A 23,789-nucleotide genomic window follows, 5' to 3' on the forward strand; every position below is an offset into this window, starting at 1 on the left:
CGATTCAAGCTTTGAGGAGCGTGTCGAGACCCACGAGCCTCGTCATCTCGGTAAGTGCGGCACTGGGGTTCAGAATGCGGAAGTCCAGACTTGCGCTATAGGCGGCGGCCTCCGCCGCAGCGAGCACCTGCAGACATGCCTGTCCGACACTTTCAACCGCGCTGCCATCCAGTGCCAGCGGCTGCTGGTCGGTGACCGATTTGCGAAGCGCGGCACGCAGCGGCGCGGCGGCCGTCGTGTCGAGGACAGTGTCAAGGGCTAACGTCATGATAAAACTCCAGTGCCTTGGATGGGGAAGATGGGGCATGCGCCGGTCAGAATTCCGACCAGTCATCCTCCACGTCAGCGACTGCCACGGCAGCGCCCCCTCCCCCCGCGCCCTGACGGCGACTGTTCATCGCGATCTCGCGGCCTGCCTTGGCGGCATGCGCCTGTAGACGATGGACTTCTGTTTTCTGCGGCGGTGCTTCAGCCTTTTGCGGCGGGGCCGTAAGCTTCTGCGGCGGTGCCTTCGGTTCCACCCCGCCGCCCAGCTTGAAGCGCGCGATCTGTTTGGCGAGGTCGGCCGCCTCGTCGGCCAGGCTGCGCGCGGCGGCGGTCGCCTCTTCGACCATCGCGGCATTTTGCTGAGTGACGCCGTCCATCTCGTTGACGGCGGTGTTGACCTGCTGCAGGCCCGTGGACTGCTGGTCGGCCGACGCGGCGATCGTTCCGACCACGGTGCTGATCTCACCGATCCGCTCGATGATCCTTTGCAGCGCCTTTCCGGTCTCGCTGACCAGACCCACGCCCGTCTCGACCTGTTCAGTCGACGCCATGATCTTCGATTTCACGTCCTTCGCGGCATCGGCGGAACGCTGCGCCAGGGCTCTGACTTCCGATGCCACCACGGCGAAGCCCTTACCGGCGTCACCAGCGCGCGCCGCCTCGACCCCCGCGTTCAAAGCCAGAAGGTTCGTCTGGAAGGCGATGCCGTCAATGACGGCGATGATCTCGCCGATCTCGGCGGACGATCGTTCGATTCCATGCATCGCTTCCACCGCGCGGCTGACGACTTCGCCCGACTGTTCGGCCTCGCTGCGGGTTTCGGTAACTACCTTGTTCGCGCGATTGGCGCCGCTTGCCGTTTCACGGACAGTGCCGGTGATCTCGTCCATTGCCGCAGCGGTCTGTTCAAGGCTGGCGGCCTGCTGTTCGGTCCGCAGTGACAGATCATCGGAGGCCTGGCGGATATCATTGGCACCGCTGCTGATGCCGTTCGTCGATTCACGGACGGCCTTGAGGACTTCACTCACGGCGTCCATCGCACGATTATAGTCGACGCGCAGCCGCTCATAATCAGCGGAGAAGGGCTCCTCGATACGGAAGCTGACATCGCTGGTCGCAAGCTTGGAAAGGCCGGTACCAAGCGCAGCGACAGCGCGTGCCTGAAGGGCCGCGGATTCCTGTAAGGCGAGACCATTTTCGCGGAATACCGTCATCGCTTTCGTCATGCGTCCGACGCAATCCGAAAATTCGGTATGAATAATCGGCGTTTTATAGTCGCCATTCGCCAGCGCCTCCATGCGGACGACGGTTCCGACATAGGGATCGCAGATCATCTTCTTCGATGCGACACCGACCAGGACGGTCGTGATCAGCGCCAATGCCGCGCCGCCAATCAGCAGCGCGGGTGAGCCCGTTCCCGCCACCGCGAGCCACGTCGTGATGAGCGATACAGTCGCCAGCGTTGAATATGTCGCTCCCAGCACATCAAATTTACGACGAATAGGCGCATGGGCGCGAAACCAGTTGATCATGAAGCTATCCCCTAAATCCATTCGATCGACCGCGCCCGCCTCCTGGTTGCGTACGAGCATCGATCGATGATGTAGGTAGATAAAAATCTATAATGGACCATTAATGATCAGTTTGATTTCCATTATGGACCGGATATTTACAGGTCCTAAGGTTTCATCCGGCGCTCCAGATGACGAACCGCAGTGGCGTTCCCGCCTTGCTGACGGGGCTTATGTATATGAAAAATTTCAATAAACGAATTTTCGAATCCTGGCGGCGGCATGGCGGCGAAGACGCGCGCCGAATTGCGCGTGACGTCATGCGGCCATCACGCACCGGCCCTGCAATCCCGCCCGCATTCCGCCCCCAGCGAGAAGGGTAAGGGACGAGGGTAAGGACAGGGCACTTACTCACCAAACCGCTGCACAAATTACGAAATTAAAATCGTATCAATCACGAATAAACACACAGAAACAGATCTTTTTCAAGAAAATATCCAGGAAATATGCAGGTATCACGTGTACTCATATTACGTTTCTTTATCATAACGAAATATGAGATCCCGCGCAGAGACCAGTTCAGGCCCGCGCGGCGGATTTCGCCGACGAAGGGGCACGTGCGGAGAAGGCTGCCACATTGCGCACCGGGTGCGCCCGTCACTCGGCCGTCCCGGCCTCGCCGCCGCTTACACGAATATCCGCTTCACGCGATCAGTCCAGGGCCGGTCGCGGCGCCTTCATAGGCGATCAGAAGATCGCTTCTTCGCGGACAGTGAATCTGCGCCGCGCCATCTATATACAATACTTCGCCGCTCTCGGCGCGAACGTCCTCCGCTTCGGCGGTTCCCGAAATCACGGTCAGCCAGACCGGCCGCCCCGTCTCCGGCGATATCGTCCGCGTGCCGTCGCAGGCGAGCCTTTCCACGACGAATTTGCGGCCTTCGCAAAGCACGGTCCGGCCCGGTGCCGCCTCCCGCGACATATCCTCGATTTCGAAAGGCCGCGCGTCCGATACGGCCACGCCCGCATCCAGATGCAGTTCGCGCGGGCGACCATAATCATACAGGCGGTAGGTCAAATCGACATTCTGCTGGACCTCGATCAGTGTAACGCCCGGCCCGATCGCGTGCACCGTGCCTGCCGGTGAATAGATGAACTGCCCGGGGATCGCCGGTTTCCAGTCGACCAGCCCTTCGATGCTGCCGTCCAGCGCCGCGGCGCGCAGCTCGTCGGCGGACAGCTTTTTCACTGTCCCGATCCCGACCGTCGCCCCCGGCTTCGCGTCCAGGATCAGCCACGCCTCTTCCTTGCCGCGCTTATGTCCGGCGGCCTGTGCCGCTGCATCGTCCGGATGCACCTGCACCGACAGTTTTTCGCTTGTGAACAGATATTTGACCAGCAATTCGGCATCGCTGCCGTCAGGCATCTGATACCATATCTCGCCCAGCTTTTCACCCGAGGCGGGCACGTCCGGAAAATAGGGTTCCAGGTCGCGGCGTCCCCAGACCTTATCGACCCGGTGCGTGATCAATTTGGTGACCGACATCTACATTCCTTCAAATTTCGAAAAACCTGTTACGCGCGGGGCGTAGCAGGAAACTCTGACCGATTCATTGCGCGTCTTTCCCGGTATATGGAAAATCTCGGCCAGACCGACAAACCGCCCGGCCATGCCCCGCGGCAGGACCTTTTGCACGGCAAGCTCGTCCACTTCTTTTTTGCCTGCTCATGCCTGCGGCCTCAACACGCTGGCCCCCTTCGCCGCCTCCTTCTAGAAGCCAGGCTGATGACAAAGCTCCTGACCGCGCTCACGCTTCTTGCCGGGATTATTTTCGCAGGCTGGCAGGCGCGTCTCTATGCCGAGCGTGAATTTCCGCAGGAACTGCCGTGGACCCCGCTCGTGCTCGAACAGCCGGTCGGCGCGGCAACGAAATTCAAGATCGCACAGCTCAGCGGCGACAAGCCCGCATGCCTGGCCCTTTTCGAGGGCAGCACGCTCAGCATTACCGCCCTGGATGATAGAGACACGGCGCCGAATTGCGGCTTCGTCGACGCCGTCGCGCTCGGTCAGATGAGCGCATCCTACACGCCCGGAACGGTGCGCCTGGCATGTCCGCTCGCTGCGGCGCTCGCGATATGGGAAGTCAATGCGCTGCAACCCACCGCCGAACGTACGCTCGGAAGCCGCATCGTCGGCATCGACCATTATGGCACCTATAGCTGCCGCCGGATGTATGGCGCCTCGACCGGTCGATGGTCGAAACATGCCACGGCGGAGGCAATCGACATCGCAGGCTTCCGCACCGCGGACGGCCGCCGCATCACCCTTGCCCGCGACTGGGGTACGGATTCAGATGCGGGCGCATTTCTGGAGGCCATCCGCACAGAGGGCTGCGATATCGTCGGCACCGTGCTCGGTCCCGATTACAACGCGGCCCATGCGGATCATTTCCACTTGCAGGCAGGCGCAATCGGCACCTGCCGCTAGTCAGGCGTTGGTATTGGGCGCCGGTTTTTTCTTGTCGCCTTCCGGCATGATTTCAGAAGGGGTGTCACTGGCGGGAAACGTCCCCTTCAAACCCTCTTCCAATTGCTTCTCGTCGGTGTCGAGCGCCTTCTGCCCGCCGTCAGTTTTCGAACCCATGACAACTCTCCTCATTTCTGTTCTGACTAGTGAACGGCCCGGCGCGCGTCGCGTTCCGGCAACGGATGCCCGGACCCTTGCCATTACTGTCATATATCACTAACTCACTTGGCAAGGAGATGATCATGTCCAAGAGCGAAGACAAGGCCGCCCGCCGGTTGGAAAAGGCCCAGCGCAAGCTGGAAAAGGCCAAGCGGAAGCTCGCCGAGGCTGAATCGCGCCGCACGGCCAAGGCCACGCAGACCGAAGCGGACGCAGCGGCGGAAACGGCGGCAAGCGAGATCGAAGCTGAGGCCGCGCGCATGGAAGCGGCGGCAGCGAGGATCGAGGCCGAAGCCGAAGCGGAAGCCGAAAATATGGACACGCCGCTGGCTGCGTCGGGGAAACTCGTCGTGGCCGAGGGCGGCGCCAGTTCGACGTTCACCCTGTCGCCGGAAATTGCCGAACGCCTGAAATGGGCTGGCAAGGGCTGGCAGAAGAAGGCCGAGGCCGCGATGGCGCTCTGGCTCGACGAAGCGAGCGTCGTGATCCGCAAGGACGGCCTCGATGGCCTGTCCGCGAACATGAAGGGAAAGGCGGAAGCCGTGAAGGCCCGCGCCCGCGACGGCAAAACCGAGGAAAAAATCGAAAATCTGGTCAAGACCGCGATGAGCACGGTTGGACGCGACATCGCACAGGCGGCCCTCGGTGCCGCCTTCGCCGCGTTCGGTGACCCCAATGCCCGCCGGTCACCAGGCGACACTGACATGGCAGACGACAAGCCCGAGGCCAGCGCCGAGCCCGACGTAACACCGGCCCAGGCAGCGCCGGAAAAGAAGCCCGTGACAGGGGCACGGACAAAACCCGCAAAACCCGCAACATCGTCCCGCAGCCGCAAACCCGCCCGCGGCCAGGCCGCCGCCAGGCGCAAGCCAAAAACCAAATAAGATCTTCCGGCTGAATTCGCCCCTTGCGCACGGCATGGCGCCGGGTGCACCTTGGCGCACGTGGAATTGATCGAACTTCTCGGCCTTGCGGGCAGCGTCAGCCTGCTGTCCGGCTGGCGGCTTTATCTGACGGTGCTTGTCACCGGGATGGCCATGCGCCTCGGCTGGATCGAACTGCCGCAGCAGTTGCAGATGATTTCCGCGCTCGCCAATCCGTGGGTGCTCGGCATCGCGGCCATTGGCACGCTCGCGGAATTTTTCGCTGACAAGGTCGCATGGCTCGACAGCATATGGGACGGCCTGCACGCTATTATCCGTCCGCTTGGCGGCGCGCTCCTTGCGCTTGCCATCGTCGATCCCGGCGATCCCGCGTGGCAGGTCATCGCCTTTCTCCTCGGCGGCGGCGCGGCCTTTGCCAGTCACAGCGCGAAAGCGACGACCCGCGCCGCCGTGAATATGAGCCCGGAGCCGGTCAGCAACATCGTCGTCTCCACGGGCGAAGACATCGCGACGGGCGGGCTGCTATTGCTCGCCTTTGCCAACCCAATTGCCGCTGCTGTCATCGCGCTGGCGATGATCGCGTTCATGTCGTGGATCTTGTGGCGCGCCTCACGCTGGGTCCGCCGCATTTCGGGCCGCGGGGACACGTCCGGATAATCAGCCGGTTTCGGTCACGGCTTCCAGCGCATCTCCGGCGTCATCAGCGGCGATCACCACCGCCTGCTGGCTCTCGCGGTCCTCGGGCGAACACGCCTCGACGCAGGCACTGCCCTGCTCCGCCCCGGCGAGCGCGGCCTCGTATTTTGGCGATACCGCTCCGCAGCACGGATCGAAGAAGAAATCCAGCATCGCCTGCCCGTAACCTTCACGCGCGCGGGCGAAAGTTTCCCGCTGCCGTGCGGAATAGCGCCCATTTTGCGACAGGTCGTATAGCCCGCCGCGAAATGCGCGCGCGGCCAGCAGGACATCTTCGGCGGCAATCGTCATCGCTAAAATCCTTTCCATGCGGACACCGCATCCACGATCAGATCGAGCGCCGTGCCGATGCGCTGACGCGACAGCATGGCCGCCTGCGCCGCATCGTCCCGCGACGGCGCCATTAACTGCCGCCCCAGCGCATCATTGGCCTGCTGAAGCTCATCCAGCGCCTTGGCGACGCTCAGGGCCATTTCTCCGGCACGCTCGGCGCGCAGCGCGGCGCCGCGAACCATCGTGACCAGCGATTGCCGCTCCTCGAACGACAGCGCCGCGCGCTCGTTCCGGTACGCCCGCTGGAGGCTCGTGACGATGCTCTGATCCGCACCTTCGCCGGCGATCATCTCCCACATCCGGAGCTGGCGTTTCAACCGCGCGAAGGTCTCGCCCATCGCGGCACCGCGCTCGGCATAGAGCCGCCGCGCATCCCTTACCTGCCTCCGCTCGCGCTGAAGGTCGCGCAGCAGCGCGATCAGGTTCGCGGCCGTCTCTACCTGATCGGACGACAGCCGTCCCGCGACACGGATTTTGGTCAATCCAATCGCGGCGGCATGCGCCTCTGCCCTGGTCGCAAGGTCGATGGCATCCGCAATATCCGCCGCGATATCCGCGTTCGGCTGCTCCGCGATCTTCGCCATGGCACCGCCATAGGCTGCGATCGCCGCGATCAGATCGACCGTAGGCTGCACGGCGTCGGCGGGAAACGCGCCGAAATCGAGCGCTTTCACCTCATACCCCGCAGGCACGTCGCCGCCGCCGCCCCAGCACAGCGGGACATCCGTCTTGCCGATGGCCGCCCCGGTCGGCACCAGGATCATCAGCGGATTGACCGGTTCACAGCTCAGGTCGCTCGCGACCAGCGTCACGAACGCCTGCTGCCGCCGCGCCTCGATCTGGCGCAGCGCATCGCGCGAGACATCGGCGACAATGCCCGCGCGCGTGCCGACCGTACTGGCACTTTCGATGCGCAGTGCATTCATCCCGCATGCCTGCAAGCTCATGGCGGCGAGCGCGACCGCAGCGGCGCGTGTGATGACGGGCCGTCTCATTTCCGTCTCCTTTATCGCCATGAACCCTACACCAAGCCGCACCGACCGGCCAGTGGGCGGCGGTTCTGGGCATATCCCCCGCTGCATTCGACGAACCGGCAACCCCATTCGACAAACAGCACGCGCGCACGATATTTTCTGCTAAACATCGGCGATGAATCTCAAGTTCCAGAATCTGCAACCGGACGCGCGCGCCGCGCTGTTTTCGATCACGTTCTTCTGGGCGTTCTATTTCGCGATTACGACGCTCCGGTCTTTTGTCTCGGACTATCCCGACCCCATGTTGATGATACCCCGCCGCGCGGGCGTCGTTCTCGTCGGCGCGGCCATCACATGGATCATATTTCTCGTCTTGCGGCCCTTTGAAAAGCAGACGCTCAGCGTGCGCATGGCCGCGCATTTCCTCGCCGCGATCCCCGCCGCCGCTGCTTACGGCGCGGTCAATCACTTCTTCTTCTACATCCTCTCGCCGCTGCCAATGCTCGGCGAGCCCGGCGAGGGCAAGATGAAAGGGATCAACGCGGCGCACATGATCCTGGAATCGGCGATCAGCTGGTACTGGTTCTTTTCCGCCTGGGCCGCCTTCTACCTCGCCTTGCGGTACGCGGCGGAGGTCCGCACCGCCGAGCGCCGCGCCGCCGCCTGGCGTACGGAGGCACAGAGCGCGCAGCTGCGCGCACTTCGCTATCAGGTAAATCCGCATTTTCTGTTCAACACGCTGAACAGCATCTCCACCATGATCCTGAAGAAACGCAATGTGGAGGCGGAGCAGATGGTGCTCAATCTCTCCACCTTCCTGCGCACCAGCCTGTCCGGCGATCCCGAAACGCTCGTCCCCCTTTCCGAGGAGGTCGAGCAGCAGCGCCTCTATCTCGATGTCGAGCGCGTGCGCTTCCGCGATCGCCTGAATGTCGAGATCAATGTCGCACCCGATGCGGGCCGGTCTTTCGTACCGCCGATGATCCTGCAGCCGATCATAGAGAATGCCGTCAAATATGCCGTCAGTCCGGCGAAGACCCGCGTCACGATCAGGTTGAAGGCCCTCCGCGTCGGTGATCGCCTGCACATCCGCATTGCCGATGACGGCCCCGGCGTTCCGCCACCGTTCGAAAGCGGCCTCGGCACCGGTCTTGCCAATGTGCGCGATCGCATCCGCACGCATTTCGGCAATGACGCGACATTTTCAGCCGGACCGGGGGAAAATGGCGGCTTCGTCGTAGACATGTCATGGATACCGGGGCGCAGATACGTACCATGAATGCGGACAGCGGCAGGCTCCGCGCGGTTATTGTGGATGATGAGGCCATGGCGGTCGAACGAATGGAGCTTCTGCTGTCGCGCATGGACTTTGTGGACTGCATTGGCACTGCCGAGGATGGGGAGGCGGCGCTGGCGCTGCTGGCCGAGACGAAACCGGACTTCGTCATTCTGGATATCAACATGCCCGGCCTGACCGGCGTCGATGTCGCGGAAGCCCTGACCGCGGAGGATGATCCGCCTGCGATCATCTTTGCCACCGCTTATGATGAACACGCCATTCGCGCTTTCGAACTGGCCGCCGTCGACTATCTTCTGAAGCCGGTCAGCATTCCGCGTCTGCAACAGGCCGTCGAGCGCGTGCGCGCGCGCCAACCGGCAAAGCCCGCTTCGTCCATGTCCACGGATGGCAAGCGCTACATCACCGAATTCTGGGTCAGGCACCGCGCCGACATGGTGCGCATCGATGTCGATCAAATCGACCATATCGAGGCGGAGCGCGATTACATGCGCCTGCATACCGCGCATGGCAGCCATCTGATCCACGAAACCGCCAAACGTCTCGAACGACGTCTGAACCCGGAACATTTTATCCGCACCCACCGCAGCCACATCTTCCGGCGCGCGGCCATTGAGCGGCTGGAGAATGAGGGTTTTGGAACGTGGAGTGTCCGCGTCAGCGGGCGAGAGCCGGTCCGTGTCGGCCGCACCTATCTCGCAGGCCTGAAAGCCGCGATGAAGGCCTGATCCTTTTCGTCAGGACGGAACCGACGTGATCGGCCGCCATATCTGCGCGCCCGGATCTGACGTCCACAAGAACGAAGCGGCCCCGGGACGTGACACCGGAACCGCTTCGCCCTGAAACCGCGCGCCTATGGGTGTGCGCCAGGGCGCGCGGAAAGCAATATAATCTCTCTCGGTCAGTTATTGGCGACCACGGAAATAGAGGCATTGGCCAGCTGGGTATCCTGCTGCAGCCGGGCCAGCTGCGCCATGCCATCGGCCTTCGCCTCCCGGGCGCAGCGATTGGCGATCATCCGCTCTTGCAGTTGCCGGGCCTGTCTTACCTCGCAAACCGCGTTTGCAGCGCGCTGGATACGATTTTCGATGGCGGCGACATCGGCCGGTGTTGAAAGCTGGCTGGGCATAATATTCAGCGTTTTCACCGGAACGGCGCGGTCACCAGTCACGACGTATTCATTGTCAGCGGCGAGTGCGGGCGAAGCCGCCAGACCAAATGCTGTCGCAGCGACGGCGAACATGCGGGGGAAGCGGGTGATGGTCATGTCTATATCCTCAGATTTCTATCGTTGCGGCGGTACGGGGGGGGCACCGCCTGCGGGGTGTCGGTAGGGGGCAAGTTTCGTTTTGCGGGGACTGCCCCGCTGCCGACACATGAAGAGGTACCGGACCCGCCGTTCCGATGCGCGCGCAACTCTAGGAACGCGCATGACCCTTCGACGAGGGGGGCAGGCCTTCGACAAACGACATGCTGGCTTCGACGGGGGCAGTTTCGGTCACGGCCGACCGCACATGTCACATGAGAAAATCGGCAGGGAAACAGTCAGATAAGCCCGGAACGTCGCAGATTACTCGGCCGGTTCGGCTTCCTTGTCCTGCAATTGACGCCGCAGCTTTCGCGTCACGGCCAGCGGCGATCCCGTGCCGCGGCACAGCAGGTAGTAAAAGGCGGGGATGACGATCAGCGTCAGCAGCGTGGATATGCCCACGCCCCAGACGATCACCGTGCCGATTGCGGATCGTGCACCGGCCCCGGCACCGGTCGCCAGCATCAGCGGCATCGCCCCGGCAACTGTCGCGATGCTGGTCATCAGCACTGGCCGCAGGCGGCGGCGGGCGGATTCCAGAATCGCGGCGAGAAACTCCTCGCCCTCGTCACGCAGCTGGTTTGCGAACTCGACGATCAGAATGCCGTTCTTCGCCGCCAGCCCGACCAGCATGATCAGCCCGATCTGGCTGTAAAGGTTCAGGGTTCCGCCCATGACGGTCAGGCCCAGCATACCGCCGCCGACCGCCAAAGGTACGCTCAGGACAATCACCAGCGGACTGACGAAACTTTCGAACTGCGCGGCAAGTACCAGATAAACCAGAAATATCGTCATTCCCAGCACGAACCAGATTGATCCGCCCGTTTGCCGCAAAGCTCTCGACTCGCCTTCATAGCCGATCGCGGCAACCTCTGGCAGCGTCGCGGCTTCATCTTCGAGGAAGGTCAGGGCTTCGCCCAGCGACGTGCCGGGTGCCAGTGTTCCGGACAGCTTGATGGCGCGCAGCTTGTTGAACCGGTTCAGTTCTCCCGCCTCCGCACGCGTATCGGTTGTCACCAGCGCGGACAGGGGAACGACGCCGCCTTCCCGCGCGCGCACGTAGACACCGCGCAGATCGTCCGCCGTTACGCGGTCTTCCGGCTCCGCCTGCACGATCACATCATATTCTTCGCCGCGGTCCGTATAGGTACCGACCCGGCGCGACCCCATCATGGTTTCCAGCGTCCGGCCGATATCCTGCACCGACACGCCAAGATCGGCGGCGCGGACGGTATCGACGTTGACGACAAGCTGCGGGCGCGTCTCTTCATAATCGGCCTCCAGCGTCGCAATGCCTGGAAACCCATCCGCCGCCACGAACAGCGCGTCGCGCGCGCGGGCCAGTTCTTCATAGGTGTCACCCGCAATGACAAACTCGATCGCTTCACCGCCGCGTCCGCCGATGGTACGGCCGCCGCTGACGAAGACCCGCGCCTGGGGATAGGGTGCAAAGGACTTGTTGATTTCCATCACGGCATCGGCGGTGGTCATGTCCCTTTTGTCCCAGTCCTTCAGGAACATGATGATCCGGCCGCTGGAAAAATCACCCGACGGTCCGAAACTGGCGGGCGCCCGCAGCAGGACGCGCCGCGCCGGAATGGCGGGATCGACCTCGTCCGCATCGACCATGGGCATCAGAATGTCCTGCGCATCCTCCATCGTCCTCAGCAGCCGCTCGAACCCCGCGCCTTCCGCGATATTGATGCTGCCGAACATGAAGCCGGTATCCTCGAGAGGGGCGACCTCGCTTTCCAGTGTGGCGATAGAGAAACCAGCGATCAGGAACGCGCCGCCAAGCGCCACACCGCCGACAATCAGCGGCTTTTTCACCAGCCGCGAAAGCAGACTTTCATAGCGGCCCGACGCACGTTCGAAATTCCGGTCGACGGCATGTGTAAGCCGCGTCGCACCGCCGCCCTTTTTCAAAAGCTTGGAACACATAACCGGGATCAGGGTCAGCGCGACGAACGTGCTGATCGATACCGACACGATCATGGTGATGGCCAGTTCGCGAAACAACAGTCCGGTATTCCCGGGCAGGAACATGACCGGCACGAACACCGCGATCACGACCAGGGTCGTCGCGACCACCGCAAAACCGACTTGCCGCGCGCCGGCATAGGCGCTCACCAGCCGGCTCTCCCCGCGCTCGATGCGGCTATAGATATTCTCCAGCACCACGATCGCGTCATCGACAACCAGGCCGATCGCCATCACCAGCGCCAGCAGCGTCAGCAGATTGATCGAAAGTCCGAGCGCCCACAGCGCGAAGAAACTGCCGATCAACGAAATCGGCACCGTGACCGCCGGAATGATCGTCGCCCGAACGGAACCAAGAAACAGATAGATGACCACCACCACCAGCAGCGCGGCAATCGCCAGCGTCTCCCAGACATTTTCGATGGCCTTCGCGATAAAGACGCTGCTGTCATAGCTGACATACAGCCCCACGCCTGCGGGGAGCAGCGGCCGCACCTCTTCGATCCGCTCCTTCACCGCAAGCGCCACCGCCAGGGTATTCGCCCCCGACTGTCGAACGATACCCAGCCCTACGCCGGGCTTGGCGTTCGAACGGAAGTAGGAATAGACATTTTCCGGGCCGAGTTCGACACGCGCGACGTCACCCAGCCGCAGCAGCGATCCATCACCGCCGCGCCTGATGACCAGCGCCTTGAAATCGTCAACATCGCCATATGCGCGCGATACACGGACGGTCAGATTGAGGTCGTCCGATTCCACCCGGCCTGCAGGCAATTCGACATTCTCGCGCCGCAGGACGGTCTCGATATCTCCGGGCGTCAGGCGGTACGCGGCAAGCGCTTCGCGGTCCAGCCAGATCCGGATGGCGGGACGCTCGCCGCCGCCGCCGCGCACGCGCGCGACACCATCTATGCTGGAAAACCTGTCGATCAGCACGCGGTCGACATAGTCCGCCAGCCATAAGGGGTCTCGCCCTTCGCCCGTCAGGTTCAGCCACATGATCGGGCGGGCGTCGGAATCGACCTTGTTCACTTCCGGCGGATCGGCTTCCTCCGGCAGATTATCGAGCGCGCCCGAAACCCGGTCACGCACATCATTGGCGGCATTGTCGACATTGCGCGATGGCGAAAATTCGATGGAAACATCCGACTGCCCATCGCGTGAGGACGAACGAATGGTATCGATCCCCTCGATCCCGGCAATGCGGTCCTCGATCAGCTGCGTGATCTGCGATTCGACGACCGCCGCCGCGGCACCAGGATAACGTACGTCGACAGACACGATCGGCGGTTCGATCGAGGGATATTCCCGCACCGGCAACTGCATGAACCCGGCAATTCCGGCGATCACCAGCAACAGGCTCAGCACCACGGCAAAGACGGGCCGTTTTACCGAGACGTCTGAGATCATCATGGGGCGGCGCTCGCGGGACCATTTGCGCCCGGGCTGCCGCCGCGTCCGCCGGGTGGCTCTTTTTCGGGAAAGACCGGCTGCACCGGCGCGTCGTCACGCACTTTGACGGTTCCGTCGACGATGATCGTATCGCCTTTTTCCACGCCGCTGCGGATCTCGACAAATCCGCCTTTGCGCATCCCGGTTTCGATCGCCGTCCGCCGTGCCACCGGCACCCCGTCCTCGCCATCCTCGACACGAAAGACAAAGCTGCGGTCGCCCTGCGACACAAGAGCGGTTTCCGGCACGGCCAGTGACGTGCGCGATCCCGAAACAATCTCCACCGACAGCAGCATGCCCGGGCGCAGTCGCCGATCGGGATTGGGAATGTTCGCCCTGACCGTCACGCTGCGCGACAGCGGATCGACCAAGGGCTCGATACCGTCCACATCGCCGCGAAAAACATCGTCGGGATATGCCGCCGCGCGGGCCTCTATCGACTGGCCCACCTCGATGGCGCTCAGGAAGCTTTCGGGGACCGTAAAATCCAGGTTGATCGACGAGATGTCGCTGACCGTGGCAATGGGCGAACCGGCGCTGATCACCGCCCCCGCCGAAATCGTCCTGAGCCCGATGACACCGTCAAAGGGCGCGCGGACGACGCGGTCGTCGATCTGCGACCTGACGGCATTCGCATCGGCCCGCGCGGAATCCCGCAACGCCTGCTGCGCTTCGACGCTCGCCCGCGTCGCGAAACCGCGCTCCTGCAATTCCCGCAGCCTATCCAGCTGCTGTCCCGCTTCGCGCGCTCGTGCCTGGATCGCGGCAAGGTCCGCCGTCTCTTCACTACGCGACAGCTGCGCGATGATCGCCCCGCGCCGCACTTCCGCGCCGTCGGTGAAATTTATCCGCTCGATCCGCTCGGTAACGGGTGCGGTCAGGACCGTCTGCTCCTTGGCATAGGCCGTGCCCACCGCTTCGATGGATTCCGAGAACGCGGTCTCGGTGACATGCCCGCCCACCGCCGTCGGTGCCCTGTCCTCTCGTCCGCCGCCGCCGCCATCGCCGCACGATGACAGGGCGGTGAGCGCCGCGATCAGTACGGCAGGGCGAAAGAATTGGTTCATCGATCACCATTGGCCGACGTAGAGCCTGCCGCGCAAGCTGGAAATGTGCGGCAAATGCGGTCGATCGGGCGCGCCGGCCAATGACCTTGCCAGGAAAAGAACCGCGGCCTTTGGCCTCGGCGGCGGGGTCCGCACGGGCGGCGACATCATGATGCCCGCATTTACGGCAAAAAGCGTGGCGGCGAGCCGCACCGGAATATGCTCAAAAGCGCGGATTGCCGCGGTTTCAGTCACCGCCCGGCGCTATATGTCCTGCGTCCGCATATCCTCCGCGGCCTTGCGCATGTCGTCGGCGCCCTCGCACATGCCTTCGGCGCCTTCGATCAGGTCCTTACCGGCCTGGATCAGGTCTTCATGGGTCACCGTCTCGCCGCGCTTCGCCTGTTTGGCGATGATGCGCTCGCGAAAGGCGCGGTCGTCGCGCATCTGTCTGCCCTTGGCCGCCATCTTGTCGGCACCGCGCTCCATCTTGTCCGCACCGCGCAGCATCCCTTCGGCGCCGCGCGCCATGGCGGCGCGCGCGCTTTCTTCCGCGCGGGCAACCGCCGCTTCGATACGTGCCTCATTCCGTTCCATGGCGACAGCGCTCGCCTTCAGGACCCGCACATCGACATCGGCCATCATACGTTCGACGTCGGCCGCGACGGATTTCATCTCACGCGCGACGTCGGCCATGGCCGCTTCCATTTCACGGTCGACGTCCCTTATCTCTCGCGAATCCTCCGCCGCATCGTGCGGACCGTTTTTTGCTGCCGCTGGCGACGCCGCCGCTTGCATGGCGGCCGTGACGACGGGCGTCGCGGGGGCAGGCGGAGGCGCAGGAGCGACCGGCACATCGATAGGCGCAGGCGGCGCTTGCGGCGCGACGGGCGCAGGCGGCGGCACCTGCTTTATCACCGGCACCGGCGCTGCGGGCGGCACGGGCGCCGCCGCCTCGAACTGCAATGCCGCCACCGGCCCGGCAATCGCCAGCGAGATCAGTGCGGCACCGGCAATAACGGCGCCCCGCGCCGGACGCGCATCACGACCGGACAGCAGCGCCGACAGGCGCCCTTCCAAATGCGCGGACCCCGCGCCATTGGCCACATACAGGCCTTTCACATCGCGCGCCGCATTCAGCAGCGCCTGGGCATAATCCGTGCGCTTCATTCCATTGATGGCCATGTCGTCCGCAGCCTCCTCTTGGCTCGCTTCCAGGTCGCGATCGACAATCCAGACGAGCGGGTTGAACCAGAACAGGGCACGCACGGCTTTCGACAACAGCCGCAGTGCGAAATCATGATGCGCGACGTGCGCCATTTCGTGACGCAGGATCGCCGCCGCATCGTCGGGGCGGGCAAGCGCCGCCCGGTCGATCAGCACCACCGGATGGCGGACGCCAAAGCTGATCGGCGGGCAGTCTTCCGCCGCGCACAGCAGGCGCACCGGCCGTTTCAGCCCCAGCTCGGCGCGCACGCGGCGGAACATCGCGCTCCAGTGCGCATCCGTCACCGCGCGCGCCGCGCCCGCCTTCGACCGCAGCACCATCAGGCCAACCGCCAGCCGCCCCGCCAGCGCCGCAAGTCCCGCCAGATACAGCGCCAGCAGCAGCGGTACGACCCGGATCACCGCTTCTTCCCTCACCGGCACGGGCTCGCCAAAACTGTGCATATCCACCGCCCTCAGGTCCGGGTTTGCCGCGGGCAGCGTGATCGGCGCCAGCACCGCGTCCGCGTTCACCGGCCCGGCATGCGCGATCGTCACCGCGGGCAGCAGCGCCGCCAGCACGGGCAGCGCCGCGACCAGGCCCATCGTGATGGCCGCCATCGCCGCGCGTTCCCGCGGCGCGCCGTTCCTCAGCAGCCGCAGCCCTGCCATGCCCAGCGCGGCGATGATCAGCGATTTCCAGCCCAGCTCGAAAATAAGGTCCAGCATCATCCCGCCTCCCGCTTCTGCCGGTCGATCATGTCCTGCAGCTTGTCGATATCATCGGCGGACAGGTCGCGGCTCATCCCCAGCAGCGCCGTCGCCGCCGCCGCGGCCGATCCGCCGAAAAAAGTCGATATCATGGATTTCAGCGCCCCTTCGCGCAGCTCGGCCTTCTGCGGCACGGGGGCATAGACGATGGACGGCCCGGACGCGCCGCCGGACGGCGCCCTGCGCTCGATCACCCCCCGCCCCTCCAGCCGCGCCAGCAGCGCCCGCACGGCGGAATAGGACGGCGGGTCCCGCATCCCCTCCAGCAGCTCCCCGGCCGTCGCCTGACCCGCCGTCACCAGCAACTCGAACACCTCCCGCTCCCGCCGCGGCAGGGACAATATCAAGGACGACTCGGACATTCGGACTCTCCTGCTACACCTGTAGCAATGCTACGATTGTAGCAGGGAGTCAAGTGCGTCTTCTTAAAAGTACGCGACTTGGCTCGATTTACAGGTGACATCTATAGCGCTGTTGCAGCACAAGCGGGGCGGCACATGTCGACAATGGGAAGGGTTAACCATCAACACGCTTCATTACGGCGACAATCTCCACGTCCTGCGCGAACACATAGCGGATGAGAGCGTGGACCTAGTCTATCTCGACCCGCCGTTCAATTCGAACGCCAATTACAACATTCTGTTTCGCAGCCCCGAAGGCGCGCAGTCGGAAAGCCAGATCGAAGCGTTCGAGGATACATGGCACTGGAACGACAGCGCGGAAGACGCCTTTGACGAGGTGATGAAGAGCGGCAATACCGACGCCTTCACCTTGCTGCGCGCGATGCGCGACTTCCTCGGCGAGAACGACATGATGGCCTATCTCGCCATGATGGCGGTGCGGCTGATCGAACTGCACCGGGCACTGAAGCCGACCGGTTCGCTCTATCTCCACTGCGACCCGACCGCGAGCCATTACCTCAAGCTGCTGCTGGATGGGGTGTTTGGGGCGACGAACTATCGAAATGAGATTGTCTGGAAGCGCACCAGTGCTCACGGAGATGCTAGTGTTTCTTATGGCGATGTGACTGACACAATACTTTATTACTCTAAGGGCGATAAGCCCATCTGGAACCGTCAGTTTATGCCTCTCTCGGAAGCGCATGTCGAAGCGAAATATGCGAATGTTGATGACGAGGGTCGAAGGTTCACGACCCGGGATCTTCGGAGCCCCAGTCCAAGGCCAAACCTCACATACACGTACAAAGGTTATGAGCCTCACCCAAATGGCTGGTCGATCTCGAAAAAATTAATGGCGGAATACGATGCCAAAGGCTTGATATACTACCCAAAGAAGGAAGGTGGACGTCTTCGTCTGAAGATATTCTTGGATGAGCGCGAGGGAAGGCCACTCCAAAACCTTTGGGAGGATATCCCTCCGATCAATTCTCGCGCCCAAGAACGCCTCGGCTACCCCACCCAAAAGCCCCTCGCCCTGCTTGAGCGTATCATCGCCGCGTCCTCCAACGAGGGCGATGTTGTGCTCGACCCGTTCTGCGGTTGCGGCACGGCGGTGCATGCGGCGCAGAAACTGGGTCGTAACTGGATCGGGATCGACGTCACCCACCTTGCCATCGGCCTAATCGAGAAGCGCATGAGCGAAGCGTTCCCCGGCCTTGAGTTCGAAGTGAAGGGTCGTCCGCAATCGCTTGCCTCTGCTGAAGACCTCGCCAAGCGCGACAAGCACCAGTTCGAACTATGGGCTCTCAGCGTCGTCGATGCCGATCCGTGGAAGGGCGGACGCAAGGGGCCTGATGGTGGAATCGACGGCATCATCTGGTTCAAGCCCGACGGAAAGAAGACCGAAAAGGCAATCGTTGAAGTCAAGGGCGGCAAAACCGGGGTAAAAGACGTCGGTCGCCTCGCTCAGGTTATGGAACGGGAGGGGGCCAAGATCGGCGTCCTTCTCACGGCGCAGCTGCCCACGCGAACGATGGAACGGGACGCCGCGGCGGTCGGCGTTTGGGAAAACGAATATACCGGCCGCAAGCACGCGCGCCTTCAAATTCTGACGCTGGCCGAACTCTTCCAGAACAAGCGGCCCGACATCCCATGGGTAGACACCTCCACCCGCAAAAAAGCCAAGCGCGAAGAAACGAAACAAGACAAGCTGCTTTAGGTGCAGCTAGCGCGCGGTGGGGACTTCCATTTCCCCCACATTGCACTCCACCCGCTCAACGCAGGCGTGTTACGGCCGGAAGATTCACCGCGTCGCACGCGCCGCAACTGTCCTGCAACATTCCGTACCCGGCGCGCAAGGCGGCGCGCGGGGCGGTGACAGGCCTGGGTCTATCGGCGTCTTACTTCATCAACACCCGGATCTCCGCCGGGGGATCGTCGGTGCGCAGCCAGCCGGTGACGGAAAAGCGCTGGCCCTTGGCAAAGGGGGCGACGACGCCGACGGCATGCGGGGTCGGTACGGCGAACAGGCTCAGCACATTGAACTTCGGGCGAAACGCGGCGGTCACGTCGCGCCGCTCGTCAAAGAAATTCAGATAACCGCCCCAGTCGCTGCCCCAGTCCTCGGTAAAGCCAAAGACATAGGCGGCGACGCGGCGGTCCTTTGACTTGCTGTCGTCGTGCCAGGTCAGGAAATGACCCGGCTGAAACAGGGTCGCCTGCGCATCCGCCCACTGGATGTCGTCATTGCCGGTGACGTTCCTGACGAATTTCAAAAAAGGAGCGCTGTTGATGAACGCGAAAAACCCGGCCATCGGCGCCTCCTTCCCCAGCCGTGTGGCAGCCTCCAGCATGGGAAAGAAATTATAGAGGAACTGAAACCCCCGCGCCGCGCCCTGGTGCACCCGCGCCAGCATTTGCCGCTGCGTTTCCGGCGGCATCCGCTGCAACGCGTCGGGGCTGATCTGGTGGACGGCCTCCCCCTCGTTGAAACACAGCCCCCAGGGCAATGACCACAGGGCCTTTTGTGCCGCCTTGGCGGCGTGCGCGTCCAGGATTTCGGGAACCTGGATATAGCGTTTTGCCGAAAAATCGGCGGCCAGCGCCGACATGTCGGACCGTTCGCCAAGCTTGAATTCGCCCAAGGTTCCGCTCCTGCACAATCGCTTTGATCTGGGGATGGCCAGCCCTTAACAGGAGGATGATGGCCGAACCAGCAGAACAGCTTTCCGACCCCGACTGGTTTCCCTATCGCTATGATTTCAATCAGCAGCGGATACTGTTTCTGAAGGTTCCGCTGGCTGCGCGGCAGGCACGCACCTTTCTCGCCGACACGACCCTCGCGGAAAACGCGCCGTCGGCCTGGTTACCCATTTCAGCGATGGCAGCAACCGCTGGCGATCCACCGGCCACGCACTTCATCTTCCATAGTGCCTTCTGCCGGTCGACATTGATGGTGAAGGCGCTCGACCGGGCGGGCGGCGCGCGCGGGCTGAGCGAACCGGCGTTGATGAACGATCTGGCGCAGGAGGTGCGCGCACGTGGCGGGTCCGGCACGGTGACCCCTTTGCTGTCGTCGCTGGCGGCCGCGTTCCCGGGCGACGGACCGATGGTGATCAAGCCGTCCAATCACGCCAATCAGGCCGCGCCGCATCTGCTGCGCGCGGCCCCGGGGGCAAAGGCGGTGCTCCTCTACGCCCCGCTCAACGATTTCCTGTTTTCGGTCGTGAAGAAGGGGCTGGCGGGCCGTGTCTGGGCGCGGCGCCTTTATGCCGAGCTCAGCGTCTACGTGCCGCTTGAACTTGGCCTCGATGGTGCCGGACTGTTTCAGCTTTCCGATTATCACATCGCCGGTCTGGCGTGGCTGCTGCACCAGCAGCATTTCGCTTCCCTCATGGCGCAGTCCGGAAAAGAGCGGTTTCTGATCGTCGATTCCGCCGATTTCAATGCCCATCGCGGCGAGACGCTGGCCGCCGTCGCGCGCCACTTCGACCTGCCCCTCGACGCGGACGCCGCGCGGGCGCTTGGCGACAGCGATGTTTTCCGCAGCCATGCGAAGGAAAGCGGCGATTACGCGGCGCGTGTCGACGCCGAAAAGGCGCATGCCAAAAGCCCGCTGCTGGAGGAAGAGATCGCCGGTGCCGCCGACTGGACAATGCGGATTGCCGCGCAATTGCCGCCGACAATTCCGCTGCCCCCGCATTCCGTCTAGCGATCGTGCGACACCCCGCACCTTGCGCGCGGGGCGGTGATCGCCCACCTCGCCCTCTTCCCAGAATCCTTTCCCTGCGCTAACGCCCTCCGCAGAAGAACAAACCGGAAACTAAACCTTTATGGCCCTCACCACGATTTCCGTCCGCGGCGCGCGCGAACATAATCTGAAGGACGTGAATATCGATCTGCCGCGCGATGCGCTTGTCGTGATGACCGGCCTGTCGGGCAGCGGTAAATCCTCGCTCGCGTTCGATACGATCTATGCCGAGGGCCAGCGGCGCTATGTCGAGTCGCTCAGCGCCTATGCGCGCCAGTTCCTGGAGCTGATGCAGAAGCCCGATGTGGACCATATTGAGGGGCTCAGCCCCGCCATCTCCATCGAGCAGAAGACCACCAGCAAGAACCCCCGCTCCACCGTCGCCACGGTCACCGAAATCTACGACTATATGCGCCTTTTATGGGCACGCGTCGGCATTCCCTATTCGCCCGCCACCGGCCTCCCCATCGAGACGCAGCAGGTCAGCCAGATGGTCGACCGTATCATGTCCTTGCCCGAAGGGACGCGCCTTCTCCTCCTCGCCCCCGTCGTGCGCGGGCGCAAGGGCGAGTACAGGAAGGAATTCGCCGAATGGCAGGCCGCCGGGTTCCAGCGCATCAAGGTCGACGGCGAGATCCACGCCATTGAGGACGCGCCGAAACTCGACAAGAAATTCAAGCACGACATCGAAATCGTGGTCGACCGCATCGTCGTGAAACCGGGCATCGAATCCCGCCTGGCCGACAGTTTCGAAACCGCGCTCGCCCTTGCCGAGGGCCTGGCCGTCGCCGAACTGGTCGATCCTTCCCCTCTCCCCGCTGGGGAGAGGCCGGGAGAGGGAGACAATTCCGCCGCGAAAACCAAGTCCGGTAAGAAGGGCAAAACCTCGCCCCCTCCCTCCAGCTCTCTCCCCGGCGGGGAGAGAGGGCAGAACAGCATCCTCTTCTCCCAGAAATTCGCCTGCCCGGTTTCCGGGTTCACCATTCCCGAAATCGAACCGCGCCTGTTCTCTTTCAACTCGCCGCAGGGGGCATGCCCGGCGTGCGACGGGATTGGTGAGAAGCTCTATTTCGATCCCGACCTGATCGTCCCCAATACGAAGCTCAGCCTGCAAAAGGGTGCCGTCGTCCCCTGGGCCAAGTCACAGCCGCCCAGCCCCTATTACATGCAGGTGCTCCGCTCCGTCGCCAAGGCGGGCAAGTTCGCCCTTTCCACTCCGTGGGAAGAGCTGCCCGCCGCGGCGCAGGACATAATCCTGCACGGCACGAAGGGCAAGGCCATCACCCTCACCTTCGAGGATGGCCGCAAGTCCTACAACGTCAGGAAACCGTTCGAGGGCGTCATCCACAATCTCCAGCGCCGCTACGCCTCCACCGAAAGCCAGTGGATGCGCGACGAGCTGGCGAAATTCCAGTCCGCCGCCAATTGCGAGGTGTGCGACGGCGCCCGCCTCCGCCCCGAGGCGCTGGCCGTCAAGCTCGCCGGCGACCAGATCAGCGACATCTCCCGCCTCCCCGTGGACCAGGCCTATGAATGGGCCAAGACCCTCCCCGAACGCCTGACGGACCAGCAGAATGAAATCGCCGGCCGCGTCCTGAAAGAGATCGTCGAGCGCCTCGGCTTCCTCGACAATGTCGGCCTCGACTATCTGAACCTCGACCGCAAGTCCGGCACGCTGTCGGGCGGCGAGGCGCAGCGCATCCGTCTGGCGTCACAGATCGGCAGCGGCCTGTCGGGCGTCCTCTACGTCCTCGACGAGCCCAGTATCGGCCTGCACCAGCGCGACAATGACCGCCTGCTCGTCACCCTCAAGCGCCTGCGCGACCTCGGCAACACCGTCATTGTCGTCGAACATGATGAGGACGCCATCCGCGCCGCCGATCACATCGTCGATATCGGCCCCGGCGCGGGCGTGCATGGCGGCCGCATCATCGGCAGCGGCTCGCTGGAGGACATCCTGGCCAATGAGGAGTCGCTGACCGGCGCCTATCTTTCCGGCCGCATGTCCGTCCCCGTCCCGAAAAAGCGCCGCAAGGGCAATGGCAAGTCCCTGCGCCTGACGGGCGCGACCGCCAACAATCTTCAGTCCGTCGATGCGAAGATCCCGCTCGGCACCTTTACCTGCGTCACCGGCGTTTCGGGCTCCGGCAAGTCCAGCATGGTCATCGACACGCTCTACCCCGCCGCCGCCCGCACATTGAATGGCGCGCGCATCCCGGTCGGCCCGCACAAGATGCTGAAGGGCCTGGAGCATCTCGACAAGGTCATCGACATCGACCAGTCGCCCATCGGGCGTACGCCGCGCAGCAACCCCGCCACCTATACCGGCGCGTTCACCTCCATCCGCGACTGGTTCGCCGGCCTGCCGGAATCGAAAACGCGCGGCTACAAGCCCGGCCGCTTCTCCTTCAACGTGAAGGGCGGCCGCTGCGAGGCGTGCAAGGGCGACGGCGTCATCAAGATCGAAATGCACTTCCTGCCCGACGTCTACGTCACCTGCGACGTCTGCAAGGGGCAGCGCTACAACCGCGAGACGCTGGAGGTAAAATGGAAGGGCATGTCCATCGCCGATGTGCTCGACATGACCGTGGAGGACGCCCACAGCGCCTTCGCCGCCGTCCCGCCCATCCGCGATAAAATGGCGATGCTGGAGGAGGTCGGCCTCGGCTATGTCAAGGTCGGCCAGCAGGCGACCACCCTCAGTGGCGGCGAGGCCCAGCGCGTGAAACTCGCGAAAGAACTCTCCAAACGCGCCACCGGCCGCACCCTCTACATCCTCGACGAGCCCACCACCGGCCTGCATTTCGAAGACGTCCGCAAACTCCTCGAAGTCCTCCACGCCCTCGTCGAACAGGGCAACAGCATCATCGTCATCGAACATAATCTGGAAGTCATCAAGACAGCGGACCACGTCATCGATTTAGGGCCGGAGGGCGGCAATGGCGGCGGAACGGTTGTCGCGAGCGGGACGCCGGAGAAGGTGGCAAGGTCGGAGGGGAGTTATACGGGACGGTATTTGAGGCCTTTGCTTGGGATGGTTTCGCCCGAGTCGTCAAAGGCTGCACCAGAAGTGTCGAAGATGCCGGCCTGAAGTATCTTTCAAAGCAAATTATACAAACTTGATACACCACGATGGAGTGTCGTATAATAACTTCGCAATAAATATTCAATATGTGAAAATAATAAAATATGAACACTTGTATTTTTAATCATAATATTCCTTAGGGA

At 63.0% G+C, this 23,789-nt stretch carries 20 protein-coding genes; 8 read left to right on the forward strand and 12 right to left on the reverse strand.

Translation table 11 applies throughout. The features are described 5' to 3' along the window. Window positions 1-4: 4 nt before the first annotated feature. The 3 genes from KCG44_RS10230 to KCG44_RS10240 all read right to left on the reverse strand — a co-directional run bounded on the left by KCG44_RS10230 (window position 5) and on the right by KCG44_RS10240 (window position 3,324). The gene (locus KCG44_RS10230; RefSeq protein ID WP_218445987.1) at window positions 5-268 is read right to left on the reverse strand and encodes an STAS domain-containing protein; all 264 of its coding nucleotides are present in this window, start codon (window positions 266-268) and stop codon (window positions 5-7) included. Between the two features lie 46 nt (window positions 269-314). Next, window positions 315-1,799: a methyl-accepting chemotaxis protein gene (locus KCG44_RS10235; protein ID WP_218445988.1), complete on the reverse strand. Its 1,485-nt coding sequence runs from the start codon at window positions 1,797-1,799 to the stop codon at window positions 315-317. 682 nt (window positions 1,800-2,481) lie between these two features. Beyond that, window positions 2,482-3,324: a class I mannose-6-phosphate isomerase gene (locus KCG44_RS10240; protein ID WP_218445989.1), complete on the reverse strand. Its 843-nt coding sequence runs from the start codon at window positions 3,322-3,324 to the stop codon at window positions 2,482-2,484. Between the two features lie 240 nt (window positions 3,325-3,564). Here KCG44_RS10240 and KCG44_RS10245 point away from each other — a divergent pair, with 240 nt between their 5' ends. Further along, window positions 3,565-4,266 carry an extensin-like domain-containing protein gene (locus tag KCG44_RS10245; protein WP_218445990.1) on the forward strand — a complete coding sequence of 234 codons (702 nt, stop codon included), beginning with the start codon at window positions 3,565-3,567 and terminating at the stop codon, window positions 4,264-4,266. Here KCG44_RS10245 and KCG44_RS10250 read toward each other — a convergent pair whose 3' ends face one another. Next, on the reverse strand, window positions 4,267-4,422 hold the full coding sequence (locus KCG44_RS10250) for a hypothetical protein (protein ID WP_218445991.1): 156 nt from the start codon (window positions 4,420-4,422) through the stop codon (window positions 4,267-4,269). 125 nt (window positions 4,423-4,547) lie between these two features. On the opposite strand from KCG44_RS10250, the gene KCG44_RS10255 reads away from it, so the two are divergent. Both KCG44_RS10255 and KCG44_RS10260 read left to right on the forward strand, forming a co-directional pair. Further along, window positions 4,548-5,348, forward strand: a complete 801-nt coding sequence (locus tag KCG44_RS10255) for a hypothetical protein (protein ID WP_218445992.1) — start codon at window positions 4,548-4,550, stop codon at window positions 5,346-5,348. Window positions 5,349-5,408: 60 nt separating this feature from the next. Further along, on the forward strand, window positions 5,409-6,005 hold the full coding sequence (locus tag KCG44_RS10260; protein ID WP_218445993.1) for a DUF4126 domain-containing protein: 597 nt from the start codon (window positions 5,409-5,411) through the stop codon (window positions 6,003-6,005). Here KCG44_RS10260 and KCG44_RS10265 read toward each other — a convergent pair whose 3' ends face one another. Next, a complete protein-coding gene (locus tag KCG44_RS10265; RefSeq protein ID WP_218445994.1) occupies window positions 6,006-6,335 on the reverse strand; it encodes a hypothetical protein in 330 nt (109 codons plus the stop codon). It abuts the gene before it with no gap. 2 nt (window positions 6,336-6,337) lie between these two features. Further along, entirely contained in the window at window positions 6,338-7,372 is a 1,035-nt protein-coding gene (locus KCG44_RS10270) for a hypothetical protein (protein WP_218445995.1), read from the reverse strand. Between the two features lie 154 nt (window positions 7,373-7,526). Between KCG44_RS10270 and KCG44_RS10275 the strand changes: the two genes are divergently transcribed. Beyond that, on the forward strand, window positions 7,527-8,630 hold the full coding sequence (locus KCG44_RS10275; RefSeq protein ID WP_218445996.1) for a sensor histidine kinase: 1,104 nt from the start codon (window positions 7,527-7,529) through the stop codon (window positions 8,628-8,630). Next, complete coding sequence (locus KCG44_RS10280) at window positions 8,627-9,376, forward strand: LytR/AlgR family response regulator transcription factor (protein WP_218445997.1); 750 nt, start codon at window positions 8,627-8,629, stop codon at window positions 9,374-9,376. Before KCG44_RS10275 ends, KCG44_RS10280 begins: the two co-directional genes overlap by 4 nt. A 173-nt stretch (window positions 9,377-9,549) precedes the next feature. Here KCG44_RS10280 and KCG44_RS10285 read toward each other — a convergent pair whose 3' ends face one another. The 5 genes from KCG44_RS10285 to KCG44_RS10305 all read right to left on the reverse strand — a co-directional run bounded on the left by KCG44_RS10285 (window position 9,550) and on the right by KCG44_RS10305 (window position 16,774). Beyond that, window positions 9,550-9,915, reverse strand: coding sequence for a UrcA family protein (locus KCG44_RS10285; RefSeq protein WP_218445998.1), 366 nt, complete (start codon window positions 9,913-9,915; stop codon window positions 9,550-9,552). Between the two features lie 303 nt (window positions 9,916-10,218). Continuing rightward, entirely contained in the window at window positions 10,219-13,350 is a 3,132-nt protein-coding gene (locus KCG44_RS10290) for an efflux RND transporter permease subunit (protein WP_218445999.1), read from the reverse strand. Then, entirely contained in the window at window positions 13,347-14,456 is a 1,110-nt protein-coding gene (locus tag KCG44_RS10295; RefSeq protein WP_218446000.1) for an efflux RND transporter periplasmic adaptor subunit, read from the reverse strand. Before KCG44_RS10295 ends, KCG44_RS10290 begins: the two co-directional genes overlap by 4 nt. Window positions 14,457-14,699: 243 nt before the next feature. Beyond that, complete coding sequence (locus KCG44_RS10300; protein WP_218446001.1) at window positions 14,700-16,373, reverse strand: M56 family metallopeptidase; 1,674 nt, start codon at window positions 16,371-16,373, stop codon at window positions 14,700-14,702. Continuing rightward, window positions 16,370-16,774, reverse strand: a complete 405-nt coding sequence (locus tag KCG44_RS10305; RefSeq protein ID WP_218446002.1) for a BlaI/MecI/CopY family transcriptional regulator — start codon at window positions 16,772-16,774, stop codon at window positions 16,370-16,372. Before KCG44_RS10305 ends, KCG44_RS10300 begins: the two co-directional genes overlap by 4 nt. A gap of 223 nt (window positions 16,775-16,997) precedes the next feature. Between KCG44_RS10305 and KCG44_RS10310 the strand changes: the two genes are divergently transcribed. Beyond that, window positions 16,998-18,530 (forward strand): site-specific DNA-methyltransferase, encoded by a 1,533-nt coding sequence (locus KCG44_RS10310; RefSeq protein WP_369411965.1) that lies wholly within the window; start codon window positions 16,998-17,000, stop codon window positions 18,528-18,530. 181 nt (window positions 18,531-18,711) lie between these two features. On the opposite strand, the gene KCG44_RS10315 is transcribed toward KCG44_RS10310, so the two are convergent. After that, window positions 18,712-19,455 (reverse strand): 2OG-Fe(II) oxygenase, encoded by a 744-nt coding sequence (locus KCG44_RS10315; RefSeq protein WP_218446003.1) that lies wholly within the window; start codon window positions 19,453-19,455, stop codon window positions 18,712-18,714. 59 nt (window positions 19,456-19,514) lie between these two features. Here KCG44_RS10315 and KCG44_RS10320 point away from each other — a divergent pair, with 59 nt between their 5' ends. Both KCG44_RS10320 and uvrA read left to right on the forward strand, forming a co-directional pair. Beyond that, a complete protein-coding gene (locus tag KCG44_RS10320; RefSeq protein WP_218446004.1) occupies window positions 19,515-20,522 on the forward strand; it encodes a hypothetical protein in 1,008 nt (335 codons plus the stop codon). Window positions 20,523-20,643: 121 nt separating this feature from the next. Next, window positions 20,644-23,652: an excinuclease ABC subunit UvrA gene (gene uvrA, locus KCG44_RS10325; RefSeq protein WP_218446005.1), complete on the forward strand. Its 3,009-nt coding sequence runs from the start codon at window positions 20,644-20,646 to the stop codon at window positions 23,650-23,652. Window positions 23,653-23,789 lie beyond the last annotated feature (137 nt).

The sequence above is a fragment of the Pacificimonas pallii genome (assembly GCF_019204005.1).
GTDB classification, from domain to species: Bacteria; Pseudomonadota; Alphaproteobacteria; order Sphingomonadales; family Sphingomonadaceae; genus Pacificimonas; species Pacificimonas pallii.

What these genes read in the sequence shown, in the direction of transcription:
- uvrA (WP_218446005.1), top strand. Translation starts at nt 20,644, where the DNA reads ATGGCCCTCACCACGATTTCCGTCCGCGGCGCGCGCGAACATAATCTG.
- KCG44_RS10280 (WP_218445997.1), top strand. Translation starts at nt 8,627, where the DNA reads ATGAATGCGGACAGCGGCAGGCTCCGCGCGGTTATTGTGGATGATGAG.
- KCG44_RS10245 (WP_218445990.1), top strand. Translation starts at nt 3,565, where the DNA reads ATGACAAAGCTCCTGACCGCGCTCACGCTTCTTGCCGGGATTATTTTC.
- KCG44_RS10295 (WP_218446000.1), bottom strand. Translation starts at nt 14,456, where the DNA reads ATGAACCAATTCTTTCGCCCTGCCGTACTGATCGCGGCGCTCACCGCC.
- KCG44_RS10255 (WP_218445992.1), top strand. Translation starts at nt 4,548, where the DNA reads ATGTCCAAGAGCGAAGACAAGGCCGCCCGCCGGTTGGAAAAGGCCCAG.
- KCG44_RS10285 (WP_218445998.1), bottom strand. Translation starts at nt 9,915, where the DNA reads ATGACCATCACCCGCTTCCCCCGCATGTTCGCCGTCGCTGCGACAGCA.
- KCG44_RS10240 (WP_218445989.1), bottom strand. Translation starts at nt 3,324, where the DNA reads ATGTCGGTCACCAAATTGATCACGCACCGGGTCGATAAGGTCTGGGGA.
- KCG44_RS10300 (WP_218446001.1), bottom strand. Translation starts at nt 16,373, where the DNA reads ATGATGCTGGACCTTATTTTCGAGCTGGGCTGGAAATCGCTGATCATC.
- KCG44_RS10230 (WP_218445987.1), bottom strand. Translation starts at nt 268, where the DNA reads ATGACGTTAGCCCTTGACACTGTCCTCGACACGACGGCCGCCGCGCCG.
- KCG44_RS10250 (WP_218445991.1), bottom strand. Translation starts at nt 4,422, where the DNA reads ATGGGTTCGAAAACTGACGGCGGGCAGAAGGCGCTCGACACCGACGAG.
- KCG44_RS10265 (WP_218445994.1), bottom strand. Translation starts at nt 6,335, where the DNA reads ATGACGATTGCCGCCGAAGATGTCCTGCTGGCCGCGCGCGCATTTCGC.
- KCG44_RS10235 (WP_218445988.1), bottom strand. Translation starts at nt 1,799, where the DNA reads ATGATCAACTGGTTTCGCGCCCATGCGCCTATTCGTCGTAAATTTGAT.
- KCG44_RS10275 (WP_218445996.1), top strand. Translation starts at nt 7,527, where the DNA reads ATGAATCTCAAGTTCCAGAATCTGCAACCGGACGCGCGCGCCGCGCTG.
- KCG44_RS10290 (WP_218445999.1), bottom strand. Translation starts at nt 13,350, where the DNA reads ATGATGATCTCAGACGTCTCGGTAAAACGGCCCGTCTTTGCCGTGGTG.
- KCG44_RS10305 (WP_218446002.1), bottom strand. Translation starts at nt 16,774, where the DNA reads ATGTCCGAGTCGTCCTTGATATTGTCCCTGCCGCGGCGGGAGCGGGAG.
- KCG44_RS10320 (WP_218446004.1), top strand. Translation starts at nt 19,515, where the DNA reads ATGGCCGAACCAGCAGAACAGCTTTCCGACCCCGACTGGTTTCCCTAT.
- KCG44_RS10270 (WP_218445995.1), bottom strand. Translation starts at nt 7,372, where the DNA reads ATGAGACGGCCCGTCATCACACGCGCCGCTGCGGTCGCGCTCGCCGCC.